Origin of the sequence: Allosphingosinicella deserti, from assembly GCF_003012735.1 — a bacterium.
Lineage (GTDB): Bacteria > Pseudomonadota > Alphaproteobacteria > Sphingomonadales > Sphingomonadaceae > Allosphingosinicella > Allosphingosinicella deserti.
On sequence record NZ_PXYI01000007.1, the window covers coordinates 69,124 to 88,004 of the forward strand.

Genomic DNA, 18,881 nt, shown 5'->3' on the forward strand with positions numbered 1-18,881 from the left:
GAGGCGGGCGTCCAAGCCTCATGCCGCTTTGGCGAGGCCGTGCTTGCGCATCTTCTCGATCAAGGTGGTGCGCTGGAGCGACAGCAACCGGGCGGCGTCGGCGACGACGCCTTCGGATTGGCGCAGAGCTTCGGAGATGTAGCGGGCCTCGAGGTCGCAGACGAGTTGCCGCAAATCGACCGGCGTGTCTCCGAACGCCGCGTCTAGCACTCGGATCAGGTCCGGCTGCGCGATCGCGACGGGTTCGGTCAGCGGTGACGGGTTCGGCGTGGGCGCATGGCCTACCGCCGCCTCGTCCGCTTCGGCCCCCGGAAAAGGGAAGGGTAGCTCGCTCGCGCGCGGCACGGAGATCGGTCGGATCGGCGTGACGGCACATGAGGCAGGGCCTTCCGCCACGCCCGGCGCACAGGGCGCTGCGTTGCGGACGAAGCCCTTGACCCTGCGGCTGAGGATGGTTTCGGTCTGCTCGGCGCCGATGGTCTGGCCGGCGAAGAGAATGGCGCCGCGCTCGACGACGTTGCGCAGCTCCCGGACATTGCCGGGCCACGGGTGGGCGACGAGGCGGTCGATCGCGGCGCCATCGAACCGCACGGCATTGCCGCTCTGGGCCAGGAAGTGACGCACGAGCAGGGGCACGTCTTCGCGGCGTTCGGCAAGGCTCGGCAGATCGATCGGGAAGACGGCAAGCCGGTAGAAGAGGTCTTCGCGGAAGCGGCCGTCGGCGATCGATTGCTCGATGTCGCGGTGGGTGGCGGAGACGATCCGCGTATCGACGGTGATCTCGCCGCGCCCGCCGACCCGCTGGACCGAGCGCTCTTCGAGCACCCGCAGCAGCTTCACCTGCATCTCGAACGGCATGTCGCCGATCTCGTCCAGGAACAGGGTGCCGCCATGAGCCTCCTCGAAGCGGCCGCTCTTCTGACTGACCGCGCCGGTGAACGAGCCTTTTTCGTGGCCGAACAATTCGGATTCGAGCAGCTCGCGCGGGATCGCACCGGTGTTGACCGCGACATAGTTGCCGGTGACGCGCGCACTTTCCGCATGCACGGCGCGGGCGACCATCTCCTTGCCCGATCCGGACGGGCCGGTGACCAGCACCGAGGCGTTGCTCGGCGCAACCTGGCGGACGAGATAGCGGATCTCGGCCATGATCGGGCTGACGCCGACGATCAGGCTTTCCGCATCGGGTCCGGCGAAGGCGGCCTTGTGCCATGACGCCGTCACGAAGTGCGATCCCCTGCTGCGCTGCTCCGGCTGGAAACGATCATGTCTGCTCCCCCAAGCGTCTCTGCTGGAGCCTCTAATCCACCGGAGATAGTTAATAATGTGCAAACGACGATCGGCAGGGTGAAGCACGTCTGGCGGGTTGCGGAAACGGATCGATCAATGGTTCACGGCCCCGATTTTTGCAAGTGCCTGGAAATGCTCGGGAATATCAGGGTCGACGAGCGCTCTCATGGTTAACAAAATGTAAACGCCACGCGTGGTCTTCCCTACAGCAAATATCCTGGAGAATTTTCTACGCGCGCGGGGCGGCCGGCCGGCCGCAGGGCACGGCCGGATGGGAGGATGAGCGGCTCGGCGGCACGTGGATGGTCACCGGCCTGCGCACTTTTGCGAGGCCTGTCAGGGGCTTGCGACGAGGGGGCGCCTAGCGGGCAGGGAACACGGGCATGGTCCGAGGGTTGAGCCCGCGGAGGTTTCTTATGGTTCAGGACGGTTTTGCGATCTTCTTCCTGCTCGCTTTTCTCTGCGGGGTCATGGCCCTGCTGGCGAGCATCCGCGACGATGCGGGTGCGATCCTGGCCGCGCTGAGCGGAACGGATGCGGCGCCGCGGGTCCGGACGATGCGCCGCGTGCGACTCTCCGAGCGGCCGACCGCCGAAGTGCCCCATGTGAAGCGGCGGCTCGCCACTCTGATCCACGGCGGACTCGCCCCGGTTACCGAGACACCGCGGATATGGGCGTTTCGACGCGCCGATCCGGATGCGCTCTGAAGCGGAACTCGCCGTCTGGCCTCGGCGACCTGTGCCGCGTGTGCGGTGGGAGCCACGCTGGCGGTAATCCTGCGTTCAGGATCGAATTCACAAATTCGGCACCTCACATTCCCTTCACGCGGAGGAAGAAACGCATGCGAATGTTGACCAAGGCCCTTTTCGCCGCGGCCGGCTCGCTCGTGCTTGCGGGCGCTGCGACGGCCGCCGGACATCCGGTGCAGACCGTGTCGTCCGATGCCAAGATAGTGCGGGTGATGCTGCCCGATGGATCGGTGCAGCAGGTCCGCTACCGCGGCGCGGTGCCGCCGACCCTGGTGGTCGTGCCCGTGCGCCGGGTGGCACCGCCGATCTCGCTGATTGGCGACGACATGTTCGCGCCGTTCGCAATGTTCGACCAGATCGCTGCCGAGATGGATCGGCATATGGACGTGATGCTGCGCCAGGCCGCTGCCGCCCGCGGTGCTGCCGCTGCCGGCGGTGCGCGCACCGGCGCCGCCCCGGGGCTCACCTTGACCTCGGGCGGCCAGACGGCGCCGGCCGGTCTGGTAAGCTATTCGTTCAGCTCGACCAGCGTCGGCGGCAGCACGTGCAGCCGCTCGGTGCAGATGGTATCGCAGGGCGAGGGCAAGGCGCCGCTGGTCACCGAGAAGGTCGAGGGCGATTGCGGTGCGGCGCCATCGGTCGCGCCGCCCGCCGCGCCGCCGGCACCGGCGGCGCCCGCCGCGGCAGCACCGGCCAAGCCGAAGATCGATCACCGCGACACGATCTGACGATCGCGATCCGGTCAGCAGACGAGGGGCGTTGCCGGACGGCAGCGCCCCTTGCGTTTTTGCACGGCCCGTGGCGGCAACGCGATGTCAGACCTTGTCCTTTCCGGGGATCGGCACCTTGCGCGGTCCCTGGTTGGAACGCGAGGGCTCGCCGCCCTTCATCGATTGCTCGAGGCTGCCCTTGCCCATGTCGCCCTTTTTGGGATTGCGATCGGGGGCTGGATCCTCGGTCGGTACGCGGTCGCTCACGGTCTTTCTCCTATGATGAGAGCATAACGATCGGCCGGCGAGCCTGTGCCCGGTGCCCCCGCAAGGGCGGGACGGGGCGTGGCGATGTCCTCACCAAACCTTGATTGAAAACCCGGCTGTACCATATACCATCCATGTGGATGGTAAGAGGATGGCGGAATGGCTGAGGTAAAGGTGGTGCCGCCGCGTGCGAGGGTGCCCGACAGCGAGAAGATCACGATCAATCTCGGTTTCGTCGACCTCGGCCAGATCGATCTTCTCGTGCAGGATGGATTCTATTCCAACCGCACGGATTTCATCCGCACGGCTATCCGCAACCAGTTGGAGCGGCACGGGGAAGAGGTCCGCAAGTCGGTGCGGCGCAAGCAGCTCGATCTCGGGCTGAGCCGGATCGATCGTGCCGAGCTCGAAGCCGTGAAGGCGGCCGGAGACACGCTGGAGCTTCAGGTTCTGGGATTGCTGAGCATCGCCGACGATGTGAGCCCCGAGCTCGCCCGCGAGACGATCATGTCGCTTCGAGTGCTCGGGGCGCTTCACGCCAGCGCAGCGGTGAAGGCCGCGCTTGCCGACCGAATGCGCTGAGGCGCGAACACGAGAAACAATGATTTTCCGCGGCCGCTCGGCCGCCAGTGCAAAGGACCCGACATGAAGCGCGTATCGATGAAGGACATGATGGAGGCGACCCGGCTCACCAGGGCCGGTCGTCTCGCCGAAGCGACTTCGCTGCTTCAGGGGGGAACGACGTCCCATGTCGCCCCCGTCGGCTCGGACGGCCATCAGGAGGAGATCATCGATCTGCTTCCGCGCGGCGGAGACACGGCGTTCTGGGCCCTTCCGCCCGACGCGCAAAGCGACGCTCCGGCGATGGCGCCGATGAACGCGTTCACGGCCAAGGCACGGGAGGCGTTTTCGGCGCTCGGCACCAGCGACGGCCTGGGCGGTCTCGGGCGCTTCCCCGGGGCACACGGGCTCAAGCCAGGAATGCCTGCCGCGACCCCCGAGATCCCGGCGGGGGCGCGCTTCGAGCAGCATCTCTATGCCGAGCCCGGTGGGCAGCGCACCTACAAACTTTATGTGCCGAGCCGGGTGCAATCCTCGCCGGCGCTGATCGTGATGCTGCACGGCTGCACCCAATCGGCGGACGATTTCGCACTCGGGACCGGGATGAACGCGCTCGCCGAGGAGCAGGGCTTCCTGGTCGCCTATCCCGAGCAGCCGTCGTCGGCCAATTCCTCGAAATGCTGGAATTGGTTCAACGCCGCGGACCAGGCGCGCGATGGCGGCGAGGCCGCTCTGCTGGCCGGAATCACCCGCGCGGTGATCGCCAGCCATGGTATCGACCCGGCACGCGTTTTCGCCGCCGGCCTGTCCGCGGGCGGCGCCGCGGCAGCGATCCTCGGGGCGCGCTATCCCGATCTCTTTGCCGCGGTCGGCGTGCATTCTGGGCTCGCCTGCGGGGCCGCGCGCGACATGCCGTCGGCCTTCACGGCGATGCAGCGCGGCGGCGGTCGCCCGAGCAAGGTCTCGGGCGCGGCGCGGCCGGTGCGGACGATCGTGTTCCACGGCGACGGCGACAAGACGGTCAACCCGGTGAACGGCGATCAGGTGGTGGCGCAATTCGGCACCGCGTCGCTGCGCCAGACGACCGCACAAGGCGAGGCGCAGGGGCGAGCGTTCACGCGCATCGTCCACAGCGACGGCGCCGGCACGCCGATGGTCGAGCAGTGGGTGATCCACGGCGCCGGCCACGCCTGGTCCGGCGGCAGCGCCAAGGGATCCTACACAGATCCGCGCGGCCCGGATGCGAGCCGGGAAATGGTGCGGTTCTTCCTCGGCGAAGCCTGAGCTTCGCCGAGGCACTATTCATACCGCGTCCTTGCCGCGGGCGATCGCGACGACGCCGGTCCGCGCCACTTCGACCAGGCCGACCTCGCGCATCAGGGCGATGAACGTGTCGAGCTTGTCGCTGCTGCCGGTGATCTCGAACACGAAGCTGCCGGTGGTCGCATCGAGCACGCGTGCGCGGTAGATGTCGGCGAGGCGCATCGCTTCGATCCGGTGCTCGCCGGTGCCGGCGACCTTGACCAGCGCAAGCTCCCGCTCGACGTGCGGGCCGTAGGCGGTGAGATCGGTGACCTTATGGACCGGCACGAGCCGTTCGAGCTGGGCGATGATCTGCTCGATCACGTGCGGCGAGCCCGAGGTGACGATGGTGATCCGGCTGAGCGCGGAATCACCGCTGACGTCGGCAACGGTCAGGCTTTCGATATTGTAGCCGCGCGACGAGAACAATCCGGCGACGCGCGCGAGGATGCCCGCTTCGTTGTCGACGATGACGGAGAGGGTATGCCGCTCGGCGGCTTCGGGAGGGAGGTGCATCAAACCAGGGCCTTCGCTTCGTCGTCCATTTCGCCGGAAACCTCGTTCGCCTGCAGGATCATCTCGGTATGGGCGGCGCCCGATGGGATCATCGGGAAGCAATTGGCGAGCTTCGCCACCCGGCAATCGACCATGACCGGGCCGGCGTAATCGAGCATCTCGCCGATCCCCGCGTCGAGATCCTCCGGCCGCTCGATGCGGATACCTTTCCAGCCATAAGCCTCGGCGAGCCGCACGAAGTCGGGGAGGGCGGCCGAATAGCTTTCCGAATAGCGGCTCGCATAGGTCAGCTCCTGCCACTGGCGGACCATGCCCATATATTCGTTGTTGAGGATGAAGACCTTGACCGGCAGCCGATACTGAACCGCGGTCGCCATCTCCTGGATGTTCATCTGGATCGAGGCCTCGCCGGCGATGTCGATAACCAGCGCCTCGGGATCGCCGAGCTGGGCGCCGATCGCGGCCGGCAGGCCGTAGCCCATCGTGCCGAGGCCGCCCGAGGTCAGCCACTTGTTGGGATCCTCGAAATCGAAATGCTGTGCCGCCCACATCTGGTGCTGGCCGACCTCGGTCGAGATGATCGGGTGCCGCTCCCGCGTCATCTCCCAAAGTCGCCGTATCGCCGCCTGCGGCATGATCTCGGCACGCGAGGCGGGGTAGGAGAGCGACTTCTTGGCGCGCCAGCCCTCGATCATCGTCCACCAGTGAGAGAGATTGCCCGCGGTCTTGCCCCTGGCGCGCCAGGTCTCGATCAGCGCTGCGAGCGCCTGCCCGGCATCGGCCACGATCGGCAGGTCGACACGGACATTCTTGTTGATCGAGGAGCGGTCGACATCGATGTGGATCTTCATCGACCCGGGCGAGAAAGCGTCGAGCCGCCCGGTCACACGATCGTCGAAACGGGCGCCGATGCAGACGATCAGGTCGGCGCGGTTCATCGCCATGTTGGCTTCGTAGGTGCCGTGCATGCCGAGCATGCCGAGCCACTGCGGCGACGAGGCCGGGAAGGCGCCGAGGCCCATCAGCGTCGAGGTCACGGGGGCGCCGGTCAGCGCCGCCAGCTCGCGCAGCAGCCGGCTCGCCTCCGGGCCCGCATTGATGATGCCGCCGCCCGTATAGAAAACCGGCCGGGTCGCAGCGGCGAGCATCTCGATCGCCGAGTCGATGTCGGCCGACGCGGGCGCGCCCGCCGGGCGATAGCCGCGATGCGCGATCCGATCCGGCACCGTGTCCGCCGGCGCGGAGGCGACCTGGACGTTCTTGGGCAAGTCGACGACCACCGGGCCGGGACGGCCGGAGGTGGCGAGGTGAAAGGCTTCTCGGATCGTCGCCGCGACCTCGGCGGGGTGGCGGACGAGATAATTGTGCTTGGAGCAATGGCGGGTGATCCCGACCGTGTCGCATTCCTGGAACGCATCGGTGCCGATCAGGCTGGTCGGCACCTGGCCGGTGAGGATGACGAGCGGGATCGAATCGAGCCACGCGTCGGTGATGCCGGTGACGGCGTTGGTCGCGCCCGGACCCGAAGTGACGAGCACGACGCCGGGCCTGCCGGTCGATCGCGCATAGCCTTCGGCGGCGTGAACGGCGCCGCCCTCCTGCCGAACGAGGATGTGACGGATGCGCTCCTGGCGGAACAAGGCGTCGTAGATCGGCAGAACCGCGCCGCCGGGATAGCCGAAGACGAACTCGACGCCGAGCTCGTCGAGGGTCTCGATCAACCAGTCGGCGCCGCTTTTCTCCTGCGCTTTGTCTTCCGTCGGCCGTTCGGTCAGCATTGTTTTCGATCCTTGCCTTCACCCAAAAGAAAACCCCCGCTCCGGTGGGGAGCGGGGGTCCTGTCTGTCATCCGTTTGCGATGATTATACAGAGCCGGTGCCGTCTCCCCGATGGAAACAGGTGCCTACTACGATAATGCTAAGGAGCGCCGCGTCGCTGCGGGCCGATGGCGCGGCGTCATCAAAGATCGAGATGTCTGGAAACAGGATCATCTTCGCCAAAGCGCCTTTTCGAGGTTCGCGCCGAACATGCCCCACAATTTGCGGCGACGCAAGCCGGCACCGCCGTGGCGGCGCGGTCACAGCGGCGCCGCAATTGCAGCGCAAAGCGGTATCGCCGGTCGGAAAGGCTGGCGCAGGAGTTTTGTTTACGGTATGTTCCGATCATGAGTTTGCGCTGTCTTTTCGGTCTTCACCGCGTTTCCCCGGCGTCCATCCTCCGGCGGGACGGCGGCCTGGTCGCGATCTGCGAATCGTGCGCGCGTCCGATGGAGCGGCGCCCCGGCACGGCGTGGGTCGCCTCGGAGCCGCTCGACCAGCGACGGGATCGCGCCGCCTGACCGTCGCATCGCTCCGCTGCTTCCAGAGTCCTGATGGCCGGAGGGCAGAGGTGCAGGCGTGATCGCCGGCCGCTGCCGATCCGCGCACTCGGCCGCCTCAATCGGACGCGTCGCACGCGCGGTCTTCACGCTGGAAGGTGAGGGGGAGCGCCGGCCGCGGTCGGATCTGCGATGCGCCGATGCTCCCTCCCACGGCCTCAGGATGCCGTCTCGGCAAACGCCACGTGCCTCGCCGCCCGCCCAATCCCCGTCGCTGTGCCGGGTTCGTCCCGTTGCCGGAACGGTCTGCCTGCTTCGCGGCCAGTCGGGATTCCCTCACCCGACGTTCCGGTTAATCCTCTCCGAGGCAGAGCGGCATCGATCGTCTGCCCCGTGCAGGAGTGAGATGAGATGGGAGCCGAAGCCGCCGCGCACAGTCCGCCGGACGCACGCTCGAGCGGAGCGGCGGCCAACGACGCGCTCGCGCGGGGGCTGATGCTGATGCGCGCCAGCAATCTTTCGGTGGTCCGCCTGCAATTGGCCGTCGAGCGGCGCGATCGCGCCTGCGTGCTGGAGCGGATCGACGATCTCGCCGCGCTCGATCGCAAGCTCCGTGCGTTGGTGCACGAACTGCCGGTTTCTGCGCCGGGGCTCGATCCGATCGAACGCGCGCTGGAGGAGCAAAGCGACATTCTCGCCCGCGAAAAGCTCGCTTTGGTCTCGGGGGTGATACGACGCGGCAGCGAGCCGCTGCCGCGGATCGTGCCGGTCGGATGCCGGCTGGAGAACCACGGTGATCCGGCAATCCACGGCGGCACGCCCAATCCGGTACACAGCGCGAGCGCGGTCACGCTGCTGCTCGGCCCCGAGCGAGACGAGGCGGGGCAGGATCAGACACCGAGCGGCCGTGCTGCGCTTCCAACGTGGACCTGGATTGCCGCGGCTGCGATCCTTTTGCTCGTCGTCGCCGCATCGTGGATGGTGGCGGCATCGGACACGGACCTGATCACGCGATTTCTGGAGATTTCGGGGGGCTGAGAATGGCGGAGTGTGACGGCCTGCTGCGCGCGCAGGCTCTGGAGGCCTATGAGGCGATACCCTCGCTCGACACGCACGGCGAATTGACGCGACTCATTCTGGCGGAAGTGACGCTGCTGACCCAGAAATACCGCAACGTCCGACGCCACGACGTTCCCCACATCCAGGAACTGGCGGGCCTGCTCGACGTCCTCTGGCAAGAGGTCGAGATGGTCGCCGCCCGCGGTCCGGCGCTCGCGATGCTGGGCGGGTCATCGGCCGGGCCCGTCCCCGCACCGATCACCGCGATCCCGACGCGAATGGACGCGGTGCAGGTTGAGGCGCCTCGGGAGCCGGCCTGATCCTCAGGCGCTATCCGAGCGTGCGAAGAGCGCTCAGCCCCGGGCAGGCGGACGCGGTGCCTTCCGCCCCCCTTTGATGATGCTCGGCCGCCCGGCGCTCCCGCGCCCGGAGTCGGACAGCCTTAAGGCTTCTCGACCTGGCTCACGTCGCGGACGGCGCCGCGGGCTGCGTTGGTGGTCAGTGCGGCATAGGCGCGAAGCGCCGGCGAGACGGGGCGTTTGCGGCCGAACGGCTTCCAGGCGGCATTGCCCCGCGCCACCATATCCGCGTGCCGCGCCGCCAGCTGCGCGTCATCCACGTCCAGCCTGATCACCCGGTTCGGGATGTCGATGACGATCGCATCGCCGGTCTCGACCAGCGCGATGAGGCCGCCTTCGGCGGCCTCCGGCGAGACATGGCCGATCGACAGGCCCGACGTGCCGCCCGAAAAGCGGCCGTCGGTGATCAGCGCGCAAGCCTTTCCAAGGCCCTTCGACTTCAGATAGCTGGTCGGATAGAGCATTTCCTGCATGCCGGGGCCGCCTTTCGGGCCCTCGTAGCGAATGACGACCACGTCCCCGGCCTTGACCTCGTTGCCGAGGATCCCTGCGACGGCGGCATCCTGGCTCTCATAGACGCGGGCAACGCCGTGGAAGGTGAGGATCGAATCGTCGACGCCCGCGGTCTTGACGATGCACCCTTCCGGAGCGAGGTTCCCGAACAGGACGGCAAGTCCGCCATCCTTCGAAAAGGGGTGATCGGCCGAGCGGATCACGCCGCTCGTGCGGTCGAGATCAAGATCGTGCCAGCGGTTGCTCTGGCTGAACGCGACCGTGGTGCGCACGCCGCCGGGCGCGGCCTTGTAGAAATTGCGGACGCTCTCGCTCTCGGTGCGGCTGATGTCCCAGCGGTCGATCGCGTCGCGCATGGTCGGCGCGTGGACGGTGGGCAGGTTCGTGTCGATCAGACCCGCTCGCTCGAGCTGCCCGAGAATCGCCATGATCCCGCCGGCGCGGTGGACATCCTCCATGTGGACGTCCTGCTTGGCCGGCGCGACCTTGCACAGGCACGGCACCCGTCGCGACAGGCGATCGATGTCGGCCATGGTGAAATCGACTTCGCCCTCATGCGCGGCGGCGAGCAGATGGAGCACGGTGTTCGTGGAGCCGCCCATCGCGATGTCGAGGCTCATCGCATTCTCGAACGCCGCGAAGCTCGCGATCGTGCGCGGAAGCGCCGACGCATCCTCCTGCTCGTACCAGCGCTTGGCGAGATCGACGATGGTATGGCCGGCCTCGCGAAACAGGCGCTCGCGGTCGGCATGGGTGGCGAGCACCGAGCCGTTGCCGGGCAGCGAAAGGCCGAGCGCCTCGGTCAGGCAGTTCATCGAATTGGCGGTGAACATGCCCGAGCAGGAGCCGCAGGTCGGGCAGGCCGACCGCTCGATCACCTTCACTTCCTCGTCGGTGTAGCTCTCGTCGGCAGCGACGACCATCGCGTCGACCAGGTCGAGCGCGACCGTCTTGCCGCGGATATCGGCCTTGCCGGCTTCCATCGGGCCGCCCGAGACGAAGATGGACGGGATGTTGAGGCGCATCGACGCCATCAGCATTCCCGGCGTGATCTTGTCGCAATTGGAGATGCAGATCAGGGCGTCGGCGCAATGGGCATTGGCCATATATTCGACGCTGTCGGCGATGAGATCGCGGCTCGGCAGCGAATAGAGCATGCCGCCATGCCCCATCGCGATGCCGTCGTCGACCGCGATCGTGTTGAATTCCTTGGCGACGCCGCCGGCCGCCTCGATTTCGCGTGCGACCAGCTGGCCGAGATCCTTGAGGTGGACGTGTCCGGGGACGAACTGGGTGAAGCTGTTGCAGACGGCGATGATCGGCTTGCCGAAATCCTCGTCCTTCATGCCGGTGGCGCGCCACAGCCCGCGTGCGCCGGCCATGTTGCGGCCGTGGGTGCTGGTGCGGGAACGATAATGGGGCATGCGCCTGTCCTTCACGGGAAGCTCGTCGTCCGCTTCGGATAGCAAGATGTCGACGTGTCGGGAAATATATTATAGGCGGCTTAAAAGGTCGTCGGGTGTCTCAGATGGATCTGCGTCAGCTTCGTCATTTTGTCGCCGTCGCCGAGACGCTGCATTTCGGCCGTGCGGCCGAGCGCCTCGGCATGACCCAGCCGCCGCTCAGCCAGTCGATCATGGCACTGGAGCGGGAGGTGGGCGCACCCTTGTTCACCCGCTCGAAGCGCAGCGTCGCGCTGACTCCGCTCGGCCGGCAATGGCTCGAGCATGTCCGCCCAGCGGTCGACAGGATCGGAGACTTGCCCGACATCGCACGCCGACTGCGCGAGGGAAGCGCGGGGCGGCTCTCGCTGTCGTTCGTCAGCACTGCCGACTACAATGTGCTTCCGCGCCTCGTGCAACATTATTCGACCTCCTACCCGGACGTCGAGATCACGCTGACCGAGGCGACCAGCGACGTTCAGGTGGAAGCCTTGATCGAGGGGCGTGTCGACGCGGCGGTCCTGATCCCGATCCAGCCGGCCTTGCCCGCGGCTTTGGCCTACCGGCCGCTGCTCCGCGAGCCGCTCGTCGCCGCGGTGCCGGAGGCTTGGCTGGAGGAGGGCCGCTTGCTCGTCCGGGATGGCCTGCTGGCCGGCGAGGGGTGGATGGCGCAGCCGCTGATCATCTTCCCGGCGCGGGTGTCGCCCGATTTCCACGCGCTGGTTCTGGAACTGTATCGCGCGCGTGGCCGCAGCCCGGTCGTCCGCCAGGAGGCGATCCAGATGCAGACGATCATCAGCCTTGTCTCGGCGGGGCTCGGCATGGCTCTGGTCCCCGCCTCGATGCGGCACCTCGCCCGCACCGGCGTGCGCTACCTTGATCTCGCCGGAACGCCGCCGCTGCTCGAAACCGGGCTCGCCTGGCGGCGGGACAATCGGGCACCGACCGTGTCTGCGATCGTCGAGATCGCCGAAACGGTGGGGGACTTGTGGCGGGACCAGGAGTGTCCCTCCTGAGACAGATGTTCGCTCGCGCCGCAGTGCCTCAACAAAATGGGGCCGGACATAGGTCCGGCCCCAGTGGGAGACCCCTGAAATCTCGCTCACGGGAGAGAGCGCGATACGGGGCCGGTTGGAGATCTGCCTAGAAGGTTGCCCGGACGCCGAGGCGGAAGACCCGGCCGAGCACGTCGTAGAGGAACGGATTGATGCCCGGGCCGACGCCGGTCAGCGGGTTGGGCTCGGGATCCTTGTTGAAGACGTTGTCGACGCGGAAATAGGCGCTGACCTGCTCGGTAAGATTGTAGCTGCCGCCGATGTCCACGTAGAGCGCGCCATCCATTGAATTGTCGTCGACGGTCGGATGCTGGTTGGTCGCGACCGGGCAGTTGGTCTGGCACTCGATCCATTCGTTCGAATAAACGCCGTCGCTGACGAACCGCTCGGAGATGTTCAGGCTGAACTTGTCGGTATCCCAGCTCTGGGTGAACAAGGCTTTCCAGTCCGGGATGGTGCCGCCGCCGACGAGACCGTTGACCCCGGCCGTATCGGTCGGGATCGCGCCGATGACGTCGGGATCCGTCACATATTCGATGACGTGGGTGCCGAGCGCGCGGAGCGTGAACGTGCCCGGCAGGCCGACGCCGGACAAGGGCATCCGATAGGACAGCTCGATGTCGAAGCCGCGAGTCTTGATGTTGGCGGCATTGAACGCCGAGACCTCGACATAATTGGTGCCGGGGATCGGGCTGTCGAGCAGGACCTTGGCGCACTGATCCTGGGAGCCCGCTTCGCAGAGATCCACGATCTGCTGATTGGAGAGCGCGATGATCGCGTTGCCGATCTTGATGTCGTAATAATCGAACGAGGCGCTGAAGCCCGGGAGCCAGCCGGGGTTCGACAGCACGACGCCGACTTCGGTGTTGCGGGCGATTTCGGGATCGAGATCGGTGTTTCCGGTGGCGCGGTTCTGGACGTTGATCGAGTTGCCGCGATAGATCACGGTGGCATTGGTGACGATCTGGGCCGCGAACAATTCGGAGAGGTTGGGAGCGCGAACGTCGCGCGACGTCACCGCCCGGAAACGGAGGCCGTCGATCGGCGTTTCCCAGACGCCGCCGATCTTCCAGGCCTCGACGGTCCCCGACGTCGAATAATCGGTGACGCGGATCGCGGCGTTGAGGTTGGCCTCGCCGAGCATCTCCGACTTGAGGAACGGGAAGTTCACTTCCGCATAGGCCTCGCGGACCCCGTAGCGACCCTTGCCGCTCTTGTAATTGCCCGCATACCAATTGTTGCCGATGGTCGTGTTGAGCAGGGGATCGGCCGGATACAGAGCGGAGGTCGGCGAGGCGGGGCCGATGCCATTGCCGTAGGGATCGGCGGTCGTGCGGTATTTCTCCTCCCGGCCCTCGATCCCGAAGGCGAGCGCCACCGGGCCCGCCCAGGACGAGAAGGGCTCGCCCGTCACGTTGAACGCGACCACGGTCTGCTCCTGCTTGGAGCGTTGCCGCGGGCCGTTTTCAGGGATGACATAGGCGAAGGCTTCGGCGGAATTCTGGACATCGCCGAAGACGTTGAACGGCACGCAGCCGGCCGCCCGTGCAACCGCGCTGCGGCAGACGATCGTCCCGTTGGGGCCTGCGACGGCATCGATCGCGGCGTTGAAATGCGGCTGGAGCGAGATGTCGGACACGTCGACCGCGATGTCGCTGATCCCGTAGGCGCCGTATGCGTCGTAGCGCCACTCGGTCGCGCCGGTGTCGAACCGGCCGTTGATGCCGAGCACGTAGCGCTGCTGATCGCGCTTCGTGTTGACCTTGATCGGATCGGGGAACTGGCCGGTGCTGGTGCCGAAGCCGAAGCTGGTGATGTTGTTGGCGGCGCAGGCGGTGCGAATGGAGGCCGGCAGGAAGGCATTGTCGCACTGGATGGTCAGGCTCGGCCGCTCCGCGCCCATGTTCGGGAAGTTGCGCGACAGCACCCGGGCAAGCGTGACGGTGGCGAACACTTCGGTGCGGGCGTCGATGTCGTAGCCGGCGCGCGAATAGCCGACCATGCGTTCGATCCGGCTGGCGATGCTCGGCGACTCCCCGATCTGGCCGCTGAGATCGCCGCCGACGCAGAACGGGCTGAAGCATCCGCTGACCTGACCGTTGCCGAGCGGAACGCCGTTCGAGCCATATTGGAACTGGAACGGAACACCGTTCGCGCCGAAGGCGGTGCCCTGCAGCGGGCCGCTGTTGATCAGGCCGAACTTGGCATATTGATATTGCTGCGCGCCCTCGATGTAGAAATATTTGGGTCGGCCATCGACGGTCGCCGAATTGGGCCGGGTCAGGAAGGCGGCGGCATTGTACCAGTCGCGGCCATTCACCCCGCCGCTGACTCCGAAATCGCCATGGGGCAGGCCCTGTTCATAGCCATATTCGCCGCTGACCTGGATGTGCAGCCTGTCGTCGGCGAGCTTGCCGCCCCAGGCGAGCTGCGCGGTGACGTTCTTGTCGTCGCCATAGGTGGTGATGCCGGTGAGGAGATTGGCGCGGACGCCCTCGAACCGCTTGTTGGTGATGAAGTTGACGACGCCGCCGACCGCATCCGAGCCGTAAGAGGCCGATGCGCCGCCGGTCACGACATCGACGCGCTCGACCAGCAATTGCGGGAACTGGCTGATGTCGGGGACGCCGATGAAATTGGCCGGGGTCACGCGCTGCCCGTCGAGGAGGGTGAGCGTTCGGACTTCGCCCAGGCCCCGCAGGCTGAACGAGCTGAGGCCCTGCTGGCCGCTGCTGGTGCTGTTGACCCGGGTCGTGCGGCCGCTGCTGCCGAGCAGCGACGGCAATTGGCGGATGGTGGCGAACAGATTGGGCTGGGCGGCCTTCTGGATGTCGTCGAGCGTGATCGTGGTCGTCGGAGTCGGCTGGTTGAACCCGCGCGAGGACAGGCGCGAGCCGGTGATCACCAGTTCCGGCTCCGCCGAGTCGCCGGACGCGGGTAGCGCCTCCGGTGCCGTCGCCTCAGCCGGAGTGGCGGTGGTCTCCGTCGCCTCGGCCTCGGGTCCCGGCGAAGCCTCCTGCGCCTGCGCTGCTGCGGACATCGTCATGGCTGCCGCGGTGGACAGCAGGAATGTGTAGAATGGTCTTACCGTCATCGCCCGTTCCCCCTTGTTCAAGCCGGCCTTCTGCATGGCGGGACCGTGCGGCTCGCTGCGGCACTCGGTCTTTGCCGGCGCCGTCGTTGTTAGAACCAATCCCATGACCAATCGGCCGGTGATGCAGGAAGTTTTCACACGGCCGGGGACGTGTCAACGTGATTCTTTCATATTTGTTACTTTATACCAGAAACGTAACGGGCATTGGTATCATGGCGGTATGGCTGCGCCCGGCAGCGGGGGGGCGGTCACGAAGTAGTCAGCCCCTTGGTCGTGGATGCCCGTCGCGACATGGCGCCGAGCCAGGCGCCACCTGTCCTAGCCCCATCCTAGGTCGGGCGATGCTGCAGGCCGAAGGACCGGATCAGAGCGGGCGTCTCAGTCGATCAGCAGGTGCGTGTCAGCTAATGCGACATCCTTGATCATGAGACCGTCTGTCGCATCGAACCTGATCTCGAGATCCCATCGGTATTCGATTGGCGGTGAGTGCTCCGGGAACTTGGCGAGCTCAACTCCGACACAATTGCGTCTCGGCTCGTCGTTACACGCGCGGACCTCCAGAATGGCACGGGGATTAAGGGAGGCCGCCGTCTTCCGAACGTCAGCAGCGCGTTGCGGTCGATAAGGACTGTCGAACGTGTAGGGCCTACACTGCAGGCTGAACGGGAGCTTGCCTTGCTGCCTGGCCGCCGCCACGACCGCATCGACAAGGCGCGCGCCGAGATAGGCTCGTTCCGGCGCCGTGGCGAACCAATCCGACTCAGCGCCGAACCACCTATCCGTGTCGCTACGTTGTCTGCAGGCCTGCTCCAAGCGCCTGCGGTAGTCTCGTGCCCGTTCCTCGGGAAAAGGCGCGAGACTGCCTGACACGGCATAGACAGGCTCCAGCCACTTTCCTTCCGAGGTTTCCATCACGCGCGAGCCGGAGAACCATGCCGTGATCTGGAAGCGGCGCGCCTCGCACATGCCCGGCCCGGGCCCCGCTGTCGCGGCAGGATAGAAGTTGTTGATCTCGACACCGCTTAGCAGCATGTCCCTTCCATGAACGACGAAGTCGGCGACATGTCGGCCGATCAGGCGATCTGCAGACTCTTGAACACCGAGCCCCTGTGTCGGATCGAGCGGTCGCCCATCCGGCTGCGGTAGCATGTCGAAAATTGGTTTTCCCCAGAGCGGATTTGAACCCCAGTCAATGCTGCCCGCCGGGGAGGTGTGTGGGAGCGCAGGGTTCTTCGCCGATCCGCATCCCTGCACGACCAGGCAAATGGCCATAGGGGCCGCCGCCAAATGCAGAAACTGTCCACCGCCCACGTTCATTCGGCGATGTGTGGCCGCTGCGGCGCTTTTCGGCAATGGGCGGATGAAGCATCGAGCGCTTGAAGATGGTGACCCCTACGGGACTCGAACCCGTGTTTTCGCCGTGAGAGGGCGACGTCCTAGACCGCTAGACGAAGGGGCCGCGCGATGCGTGCCGGGCGCCTTTAGGGATGGGACTGCGCTCCTGTCAAGCTGGCGATGCGCCGCGTCAGCGGTTACGCTGATGGGATGTGCAACGACTATAAGAGCCGGGTCGAGCTCGGCACGATCGGCCAGGATTTCTCGGACTTACGCATTCCGCTGCTGTTTCCGGAAGGGGCGCCGAACCTCGAGCCGCGCGACGACATCAGGATCACCGACCGCGGCCCGATCCTGCGCTGGCGGGCGGCGAGCGATGGGGCCGAAGCCGGTGCGGAACTCGTCCAGCGCCGGTGGAGCTGGCCGGGGCAGGGCGGCAAGCCGGTCTACAATTTCCGCTCGGACGGGCGTGAGTTCGCCAGTGGGCGCTGTCTGATCGTCGCGGACGGTTTCTACGAATTCACCACCCCGGCCGAGCCGCGCAAGGACAAGCGCAAGGACAAATGGCTGTTCACCGTCACCGGCGAAGACTGGTTCTGCATCGCCGGCCTGTGGCGGAGCAGCCCCGAGGTCGGGGAGGCGTTCACCATGCTGACGACCGAGCCGGGCCCGGATATCGCCCCCTATCACAACCGCCAGGTCGCGGTGCTGCCGCGCGCGCGCTGGCGGGAATGGCTGGACGGCAGTACGCGAGCGACGGAGCTTCTCGGGCCGTGCCCGGCGGGGATGCTGCAGGTCGAGAAAGTGGGGTGAGGCGCTCCCGATCGCATACCGTGCAGCGGCGGATCGGCCCGGGCGAAATCTTGATGCTTCAGACGGCGCTTGTGCCGTTGACGCACGTCCGGCTTGCGCACAGGGTGCCCGTGTGAAGAGCCTGTTTCCCCAAAGCGAGACCACTCGCGAGATCACCGTCCGGGTCGCCGTGAGCTTCCTGCCCGAGCAATCGGAGCCGGCGCGCGGGCGCTGGTTCTGGGCCTATCATATCCGGATCGAGAATGACGGCCCGATGGCGGTTCAGCTGATGAGCCGGGAATGGACGATCGCCGATGGCCGCGGCGGGCGCAACGAGGTCGAGGGCGAAGGCGTGGTCGGCGAGCAGCCGGTGATCGAGCCCGGCGAGGCCTTCGACTATGTCTCCGGCTGCCCGCTGTCGACGCCGACCGGCTGGATGGAAGGACGCTATCAGATGATCGGAGCGGACGGATCGGCTTTTGCGGTCGCGATTCCGCGCTTCGCCCTGATCGCGCCGGCGGTCTCGTCCTGAGAAATTGTTGTCTTTCGGGACCTTGCGTAAGAGAGATGAGATGATGTTGAGGATCATGCTGGCGGGGCTGCTGGTGGCGGCATCCCCGCTGTCGGCGGCGCCCGCGGCCAAATCGGGCCGTGCGGCGGCACCGGCGAAAAGTGCCCGCGCGGCGGCGCCCGCGCCGCTGCCGATGAAATGTCCGATCGGCGGCGGGGAATTCACCTTCCGCCCAACCGCTTCGTCGAGTGTCTGGGGAACGCGGGGTGACGGCCGTCCCTATGGCAACGGCACGTATCCGCTCGCCCTTCCGGAATGCCCGGACAATGGGCTGGTCCTCTACAAGGAGTACACGGCGGACGAGGTGGCGAAGCTGGAGCCGCTGATCGCCTCCGAGGATTTCCAGGGCCTGCGGCTGCTCGATACGCAATATTATCGTGCTTATTGGCTGATGAAATCGATGGGCCTGCCGCCCGAGCGCCACCTCTGGGCACTGCTCCAGGCGAGCTGGGAGGCCGAGGGCAAGCCGTTGCTGCGCAACCGCTATCTCGCCGAACTCGCCGAGGAATCGGCCAAAGCGCGTCCCGATCCGGCAAGCCTCAACTGGATCGGCATGGAGGGCAGGGCGGTGAATGCGCTGCGCGAGCTCGGCCGCTTCGACGAGGCGCTCGCCCGGCTCGACTCGATCCCGCTCGCATCGATCAGGGCCGGCGCCGAGGCCACGCCGGCGACCGAGGATTCCCGGAGCAAGCGTGGCTGGCTGGACTTTTTCGATGCTCAACGGGCGCTGATCGCGCGCCAGGATGCGTCGTCCGATCCGTTCGAGCTCATGCCGAAGCGCGAGGTCGCGGCGCGCTGCAAGGCCGGAAAAGGCCTCGATGCGGCGCAGAAGGAGCAGTGCAAGGCGCTTGCCGAGGGCGGCACCGAAGCCGACAAAGCGAAGCGTGAGGCCGAGGAATTGCGGACGATCGGCAAGAAGCCGGTAGAGAGGTAGGCGCAGGGGAGGCGT

At 66.5% G+C, this 18,881-nt stretch carries 17 protein-coding genes and 1 tRNA gene; 10 read left to right on the plus strand and 8 right to left on the minus strand.

The window, feature by feature from the left end:
- Nucleotides 1–18: 18 nt before the first annotated feature.
- A complete protein-coding gene (locus C7I55_RS19730; protein WP_233222316.1) occupies nucleotides 19–1,224 on the minus strand; it encodes a sigma-54 interaction domain-containing protein in 1,206 nt (401 codons plus the stop codon).
- Nucleotides 1,225–1,706: 482 nt separating this feature from the next.
- Here C7I55_RS19730 and C7I55_RS19735 point away from each other — a divergent pair, with 482 nt between their 5' ends.
- Nucleotides 1,707–1,997, plus strand: coding sequence for a hypothetical protein (locus C7I55_RS19735; RefSeq protein WP_106514754.1), 291 nt, complete (start codon nucleotides 1,707–1,709; stop codon nucleotides 1,995–1,997).
- Nucleotides 1,998–2,131: 134 nt separating this feature from the next.
- Nucleotides 2,132–2,767 carry a hypothetical protein gene (locus C7I55_RS19740; RefSeq protein WP_106514755.1) on the plus strand — a complete coding sequence of 212 codons (636 nt, stop codon included), beginning with the start codon at nucleotides 2,132–2,134 and terminating at the stop codon, nucleotides 2,765–2,767.
- 87 nt (nucleotides 2,768–2,854) lie between these two features.
- Here C7I55_RS19740 and C7I55_RS28265 read toward each other — a convergent pair whose 3' ends face one another.
- A complete protein-coding gene (locus tag C7I55_RS28265) occupies nucleotides 2,855–3,016 on the minus strand; it encodes a hypothetical protein (protein WP_158266512.1) in 162 nt (53 codons plus the stop codon).
- Nucleotides 3,017–3,175: 159 nt separating this feature from the next.
- Here C7I55_RS28265 and C7I55_RS19745 point away from each other — a divergent pair, with 159 nt between their 5' ends.
- Both C7I55_RS19745 and C7I55_RS19750 read left to right on the plus strand, forming a co-directional pair.
- Nucleotides 3,176–3,598, plus strand: coding sequence for a CopG family transcriptional regulator (locus C7I55_RS19745; RefSeq protein ID WP_106514756.1), 423 nt, complete (start codon nucleotides 3,176–3,178; stop codon nucleotides 3,596–3,598).
- 63 nt (nucleotides 3,599–3,661) lie between these two features.
- Nucleotides 3,662–4,861, plus strand: a complete 1,200-nt coding sequence (locus tag C7I55_RS19750) for an extracellular catalytic domain type 1 short-chain-length polyhydroxyalkanoate depolymerase (protein WP_106514757.1) — start codon at nucleotides 3,662–3,664, stop codon at nucleotides 4,859–4,861.
- Nucleotides 4,862–4,879: 18 nt separating this feature from the next.
- On the opposite strand, the gene ilvN is transcribed toward C7I55_RS19750, so the two are convergent.
- Both ilvN and ilvB read right to left on the minus strand, forming a co-directional pair.
- Nucleotides 4,880–5,395: an acetolactate synthase small subunit gene (gene ilvN / locus C7I55_RS19755; RefSeq protein ID WP_106514758.1), complete on the minus strand. Its 516-nt coding sequence runs from the start codon at nucleotides 5,393–5,395 to the stop codon at nucleotides 4,880–4,882.
- A complete protein-coding gene (gene ilvB / locus C7I55_RS19760; protein WP_106514759.1) occupies nucleotides 5,395–7,173 on the minus strand; it encodes a biosynthetic-type acetolactate synthase large subunit in 1,779 nt (592 codons plus the stop codon). The genes ilvN and ilvB overlap by 1 nt, the downstream gene beginning before the upstream one ends.
- 950 nt (nucleotides 7,174–8,123) lie before the next feature.
- Here ilvB and C7I55_RS19765 point away from each other — a divergent pair.
- Both C7I55_RS19765 and C7I55_RS19770 read left to right on the plus strand, forming a co-directional pair.
- On the plus strand, nucleotides 8,124–8,750 hold the full coding sequence (locus C7I55_RS19765) for a hypothetical protein (protein WP_106514760.1): 627 nt from the start codon (nucleotides 8,124–8,126) through the stop codon (nucleotides 8,748–8,750).
- 2 nt (nucleotides 8,751–8,752) lie between these two features.
- The gene (locus tag C7I55_RS19770; RefSeq protein WP_106514761.1) at nucleotides 8,753–9,091 is read left to right on the plus strand and encodes a hypothetical protein; all 339 of its coding nucleotides are present in this window, start codon (nucleotides 8,753–8,755) and stop codon (nucleotides 9,089–9,091) included.
- Nucleotides 9,092–9,213: 122 nt separating this feature from the next.
- Here C7I55_RS19770 and ilvD read toward each other — a convergent pair whose 3' ends face one another.
- The gene (gene ilvD, locus C7I55_RS19775) at nucleotides 9,214–11,067 is read right to left on the minus strand and encodes a dihydroxy-acid dehydratase (RefSeq protein ID WP_106514942.1); all 1,854 of its coding nucleotides are present in this window, start codon (nucleotides 11,065–11,067) and stop codon (nucleotides 9,214–9,216) included.
- Nucleotides 11,068–11,171: 104 nt separating this feature from the next.
- Here ilvD and C7I55_RS19780 point away from each other — a divergent pair, with 104 nt between their 5' ends.
- Nucleotides 11,172–12,101, plus strand: a complete 930-nt coding sequence (locus C7I55_RS19780) for a LysR family transcriptional regulator (protein ID WP_106514762.1) — start codon at nucleotides 11,172–11,174, stop codon at nucleotides 12,099–12,101.
- 127 nt (nucleotides 12,102–12,228) lie between these two features.
- On the opposite strand, the gene C7I55_RS19785 is transcribed toward C7I55_RS19780, so the two are convergent.
- From C7I55_RS19785 to C7I55_RS19795, 3 genes are all read right to left on the minus strand, one after another.
- Nucleotides 12,229–15,234, minus strand: a complete 3,006-nt coding sequence (locus C7I55_RS19785) for a TonB-dependent receptor plug domain-containing protein (protein WP_233222317.1) — start codon at nucleotides 15,232–15,234, stop codon at nucleotides 12,229–12,231.
- A gap of 378 nt (nucleotides 15,235–15,612) precedes the next feature.
- On the minus strand, nucleotides 15,613–16,506 hold the full coding sequence (locus C7I55_RS19790; RefSeq protein ID WP_158266513.1) for a hypothetical protein: 894 nt from the start codon (nucleotides 16,504–16,506) through the stop codon (nucleotides 15,613–15,615).
- 111 nt (nucleotides 16,507–16,617) lie between these two features.
- Nucleotides 16,618–16,693 (minus strand) — tRNA-Glu (locus C7I55_RS19795).
- Between the two features lie 86 nt (nucleotides 16,694–16,779).
- Between C7I55_RS19795 and C7I55_RS19800 the strand changes: the two genes are divergently transcribed.
- The 3 genes from C7I55_RS19800 (at nucleotide 16,780) to C7I55_RS19810 (ending at nucleotide 18,866) form a co-directional block, all read left to right on the plus strand.
- Complete coding sequence (locus tag C7I55_RS19800; RefSeq protein WP_106514944.1) at nucleotides 16,780–17,382, plus strand: SOS response-associated peptidase family protein; 603 nt, start codon at nucleotides 16,780–16,782, stop codon at nucleotides 17,380–17,382.
- A gap of 112 nt (nucleotides 17,383–17,494) precedes the next feature.
- Entirely contained in the window at nucleotides 17,495–17,893 is a 399-nt protein-coding gene (gene apaG, locus C7I55_RS19805) for a Co2+/Mg2+ efflux protein ApaG (protein ID WP_106514764.1), read from the plus strand.
- Between the two features lie 40 nt (nucleotides 17,894–17,933).
- On the plus strand, nucleotides 17,934–18,866 hold the full coding sequence (locus C7I55_RS19810; RefSeq protein WP_106514765.1) for a hypothetical protein: 933 nt from the start codon (nucleotides 17,934–17,936) through the stop codon (nucleotides 18,864–18,866).
- Nucleotides 18,867–18,881 lie beyond the last annotated feature (15 nt).

Bases quoted from the DNA above. Each gene is read 5' to 3' on its own strand.
- C7I55_RS19810 (WP_106514765.1), top strand. From the start codon at position 17,934: ATGATGTTGAGGATCATGCTGGCGGGGCTGCTGGTGGCGGCATCCCCG.
- C7I55_RS19765 (WP_106514760.1), top strand. From the start codon at position 8,124: ATGGGAGCCGAAGCCGCCGCGCACAGTCCGCCGGACGCACGCTCGAGC.
- C7I55_RS19745 (WP_106514756.1), top strand. From the start codon at position 3,176: ATGGCTGAGGTAAAGGTGGTGCCGCCGCGTGCGAGGGTGCCCGACAGC.
- C7I55_RS19750 (WP_106514757.1), top strand. From the start codon at position 3,662: ATGAAGCGCGTATCGATGAAGGACATGATGGAGGCGACCCGGCTCACC.
- ilvD (WP_106514942.1), bottom strand. From the start codon at position 11,067: ATGCCCCATTATCGTTCCCGCACCAGCACCCACGGCCGCAACATGGCC.
- C7I55_RS19770 (WP_106514761.1), top strand. From the start codon at position 8,753: ATGGCGGAGTGTGACGGCCTGCTGCGCGCGCAGGCTCTGGAGGCCTAT.
- C7I55_RS19735 (WP_106514754.1), top strand. From the start codon at position 1,707: ATGGTTCAGGACGGTTTTGCGATCTTCTTCCTGCTCGCTTTTCTCTGC.
- C7I55_RS19800 (WP_106514944.1), top strand. From the start codon at position 16,780: ATGTGCAACGACTATAAGAGCCGGGTCGAGCTCGGCACGATCGGCCAG.
- C7I55_RS19780 (WP_106514762.1), top strand. From the start codon at position 11,172: ATGGATCTGCGTCAGCTTCGTCATTTTGTCGCCGTCGCCGAGACGCTG.
- C7I55_RS19785 (WP_233222317.1), bottom strand. From the start codon at position 15,234: ATGACGGTAAGACCATTCTACACATTCCTGCTGTCCACCGCGGCAGCC.
- C7I55_RS19740 (WP_106514755.1), top strand. From the start codon at position 2,132: ATGCGAATGTTGACCAAGGCCCTTTTCGCCGCGGCCGGCTCGCTCGTG.
- ilvB (WP_106514759.1), bottom strand. From the start codon at position 7,173: ATGCTGACCGAACGGCCGACGGAAGACAAAGCGCAGGAGAAAAGCGGC.
- ilvN (WP_106514758.1), bottom strand. From the start codon at position 5,395: ATGCACCTCCCTCCCGAAGCCGCCGAGCGGCATACCCTCTCCGTCATC.
- C7I55_RS19790 (WP_158266513.1), bottom strand. From the start codon at position 16,506: ATGGCCATTTGCCTGGTCGTGCAGGGATGCGGATCGGCGAAGAACCCT.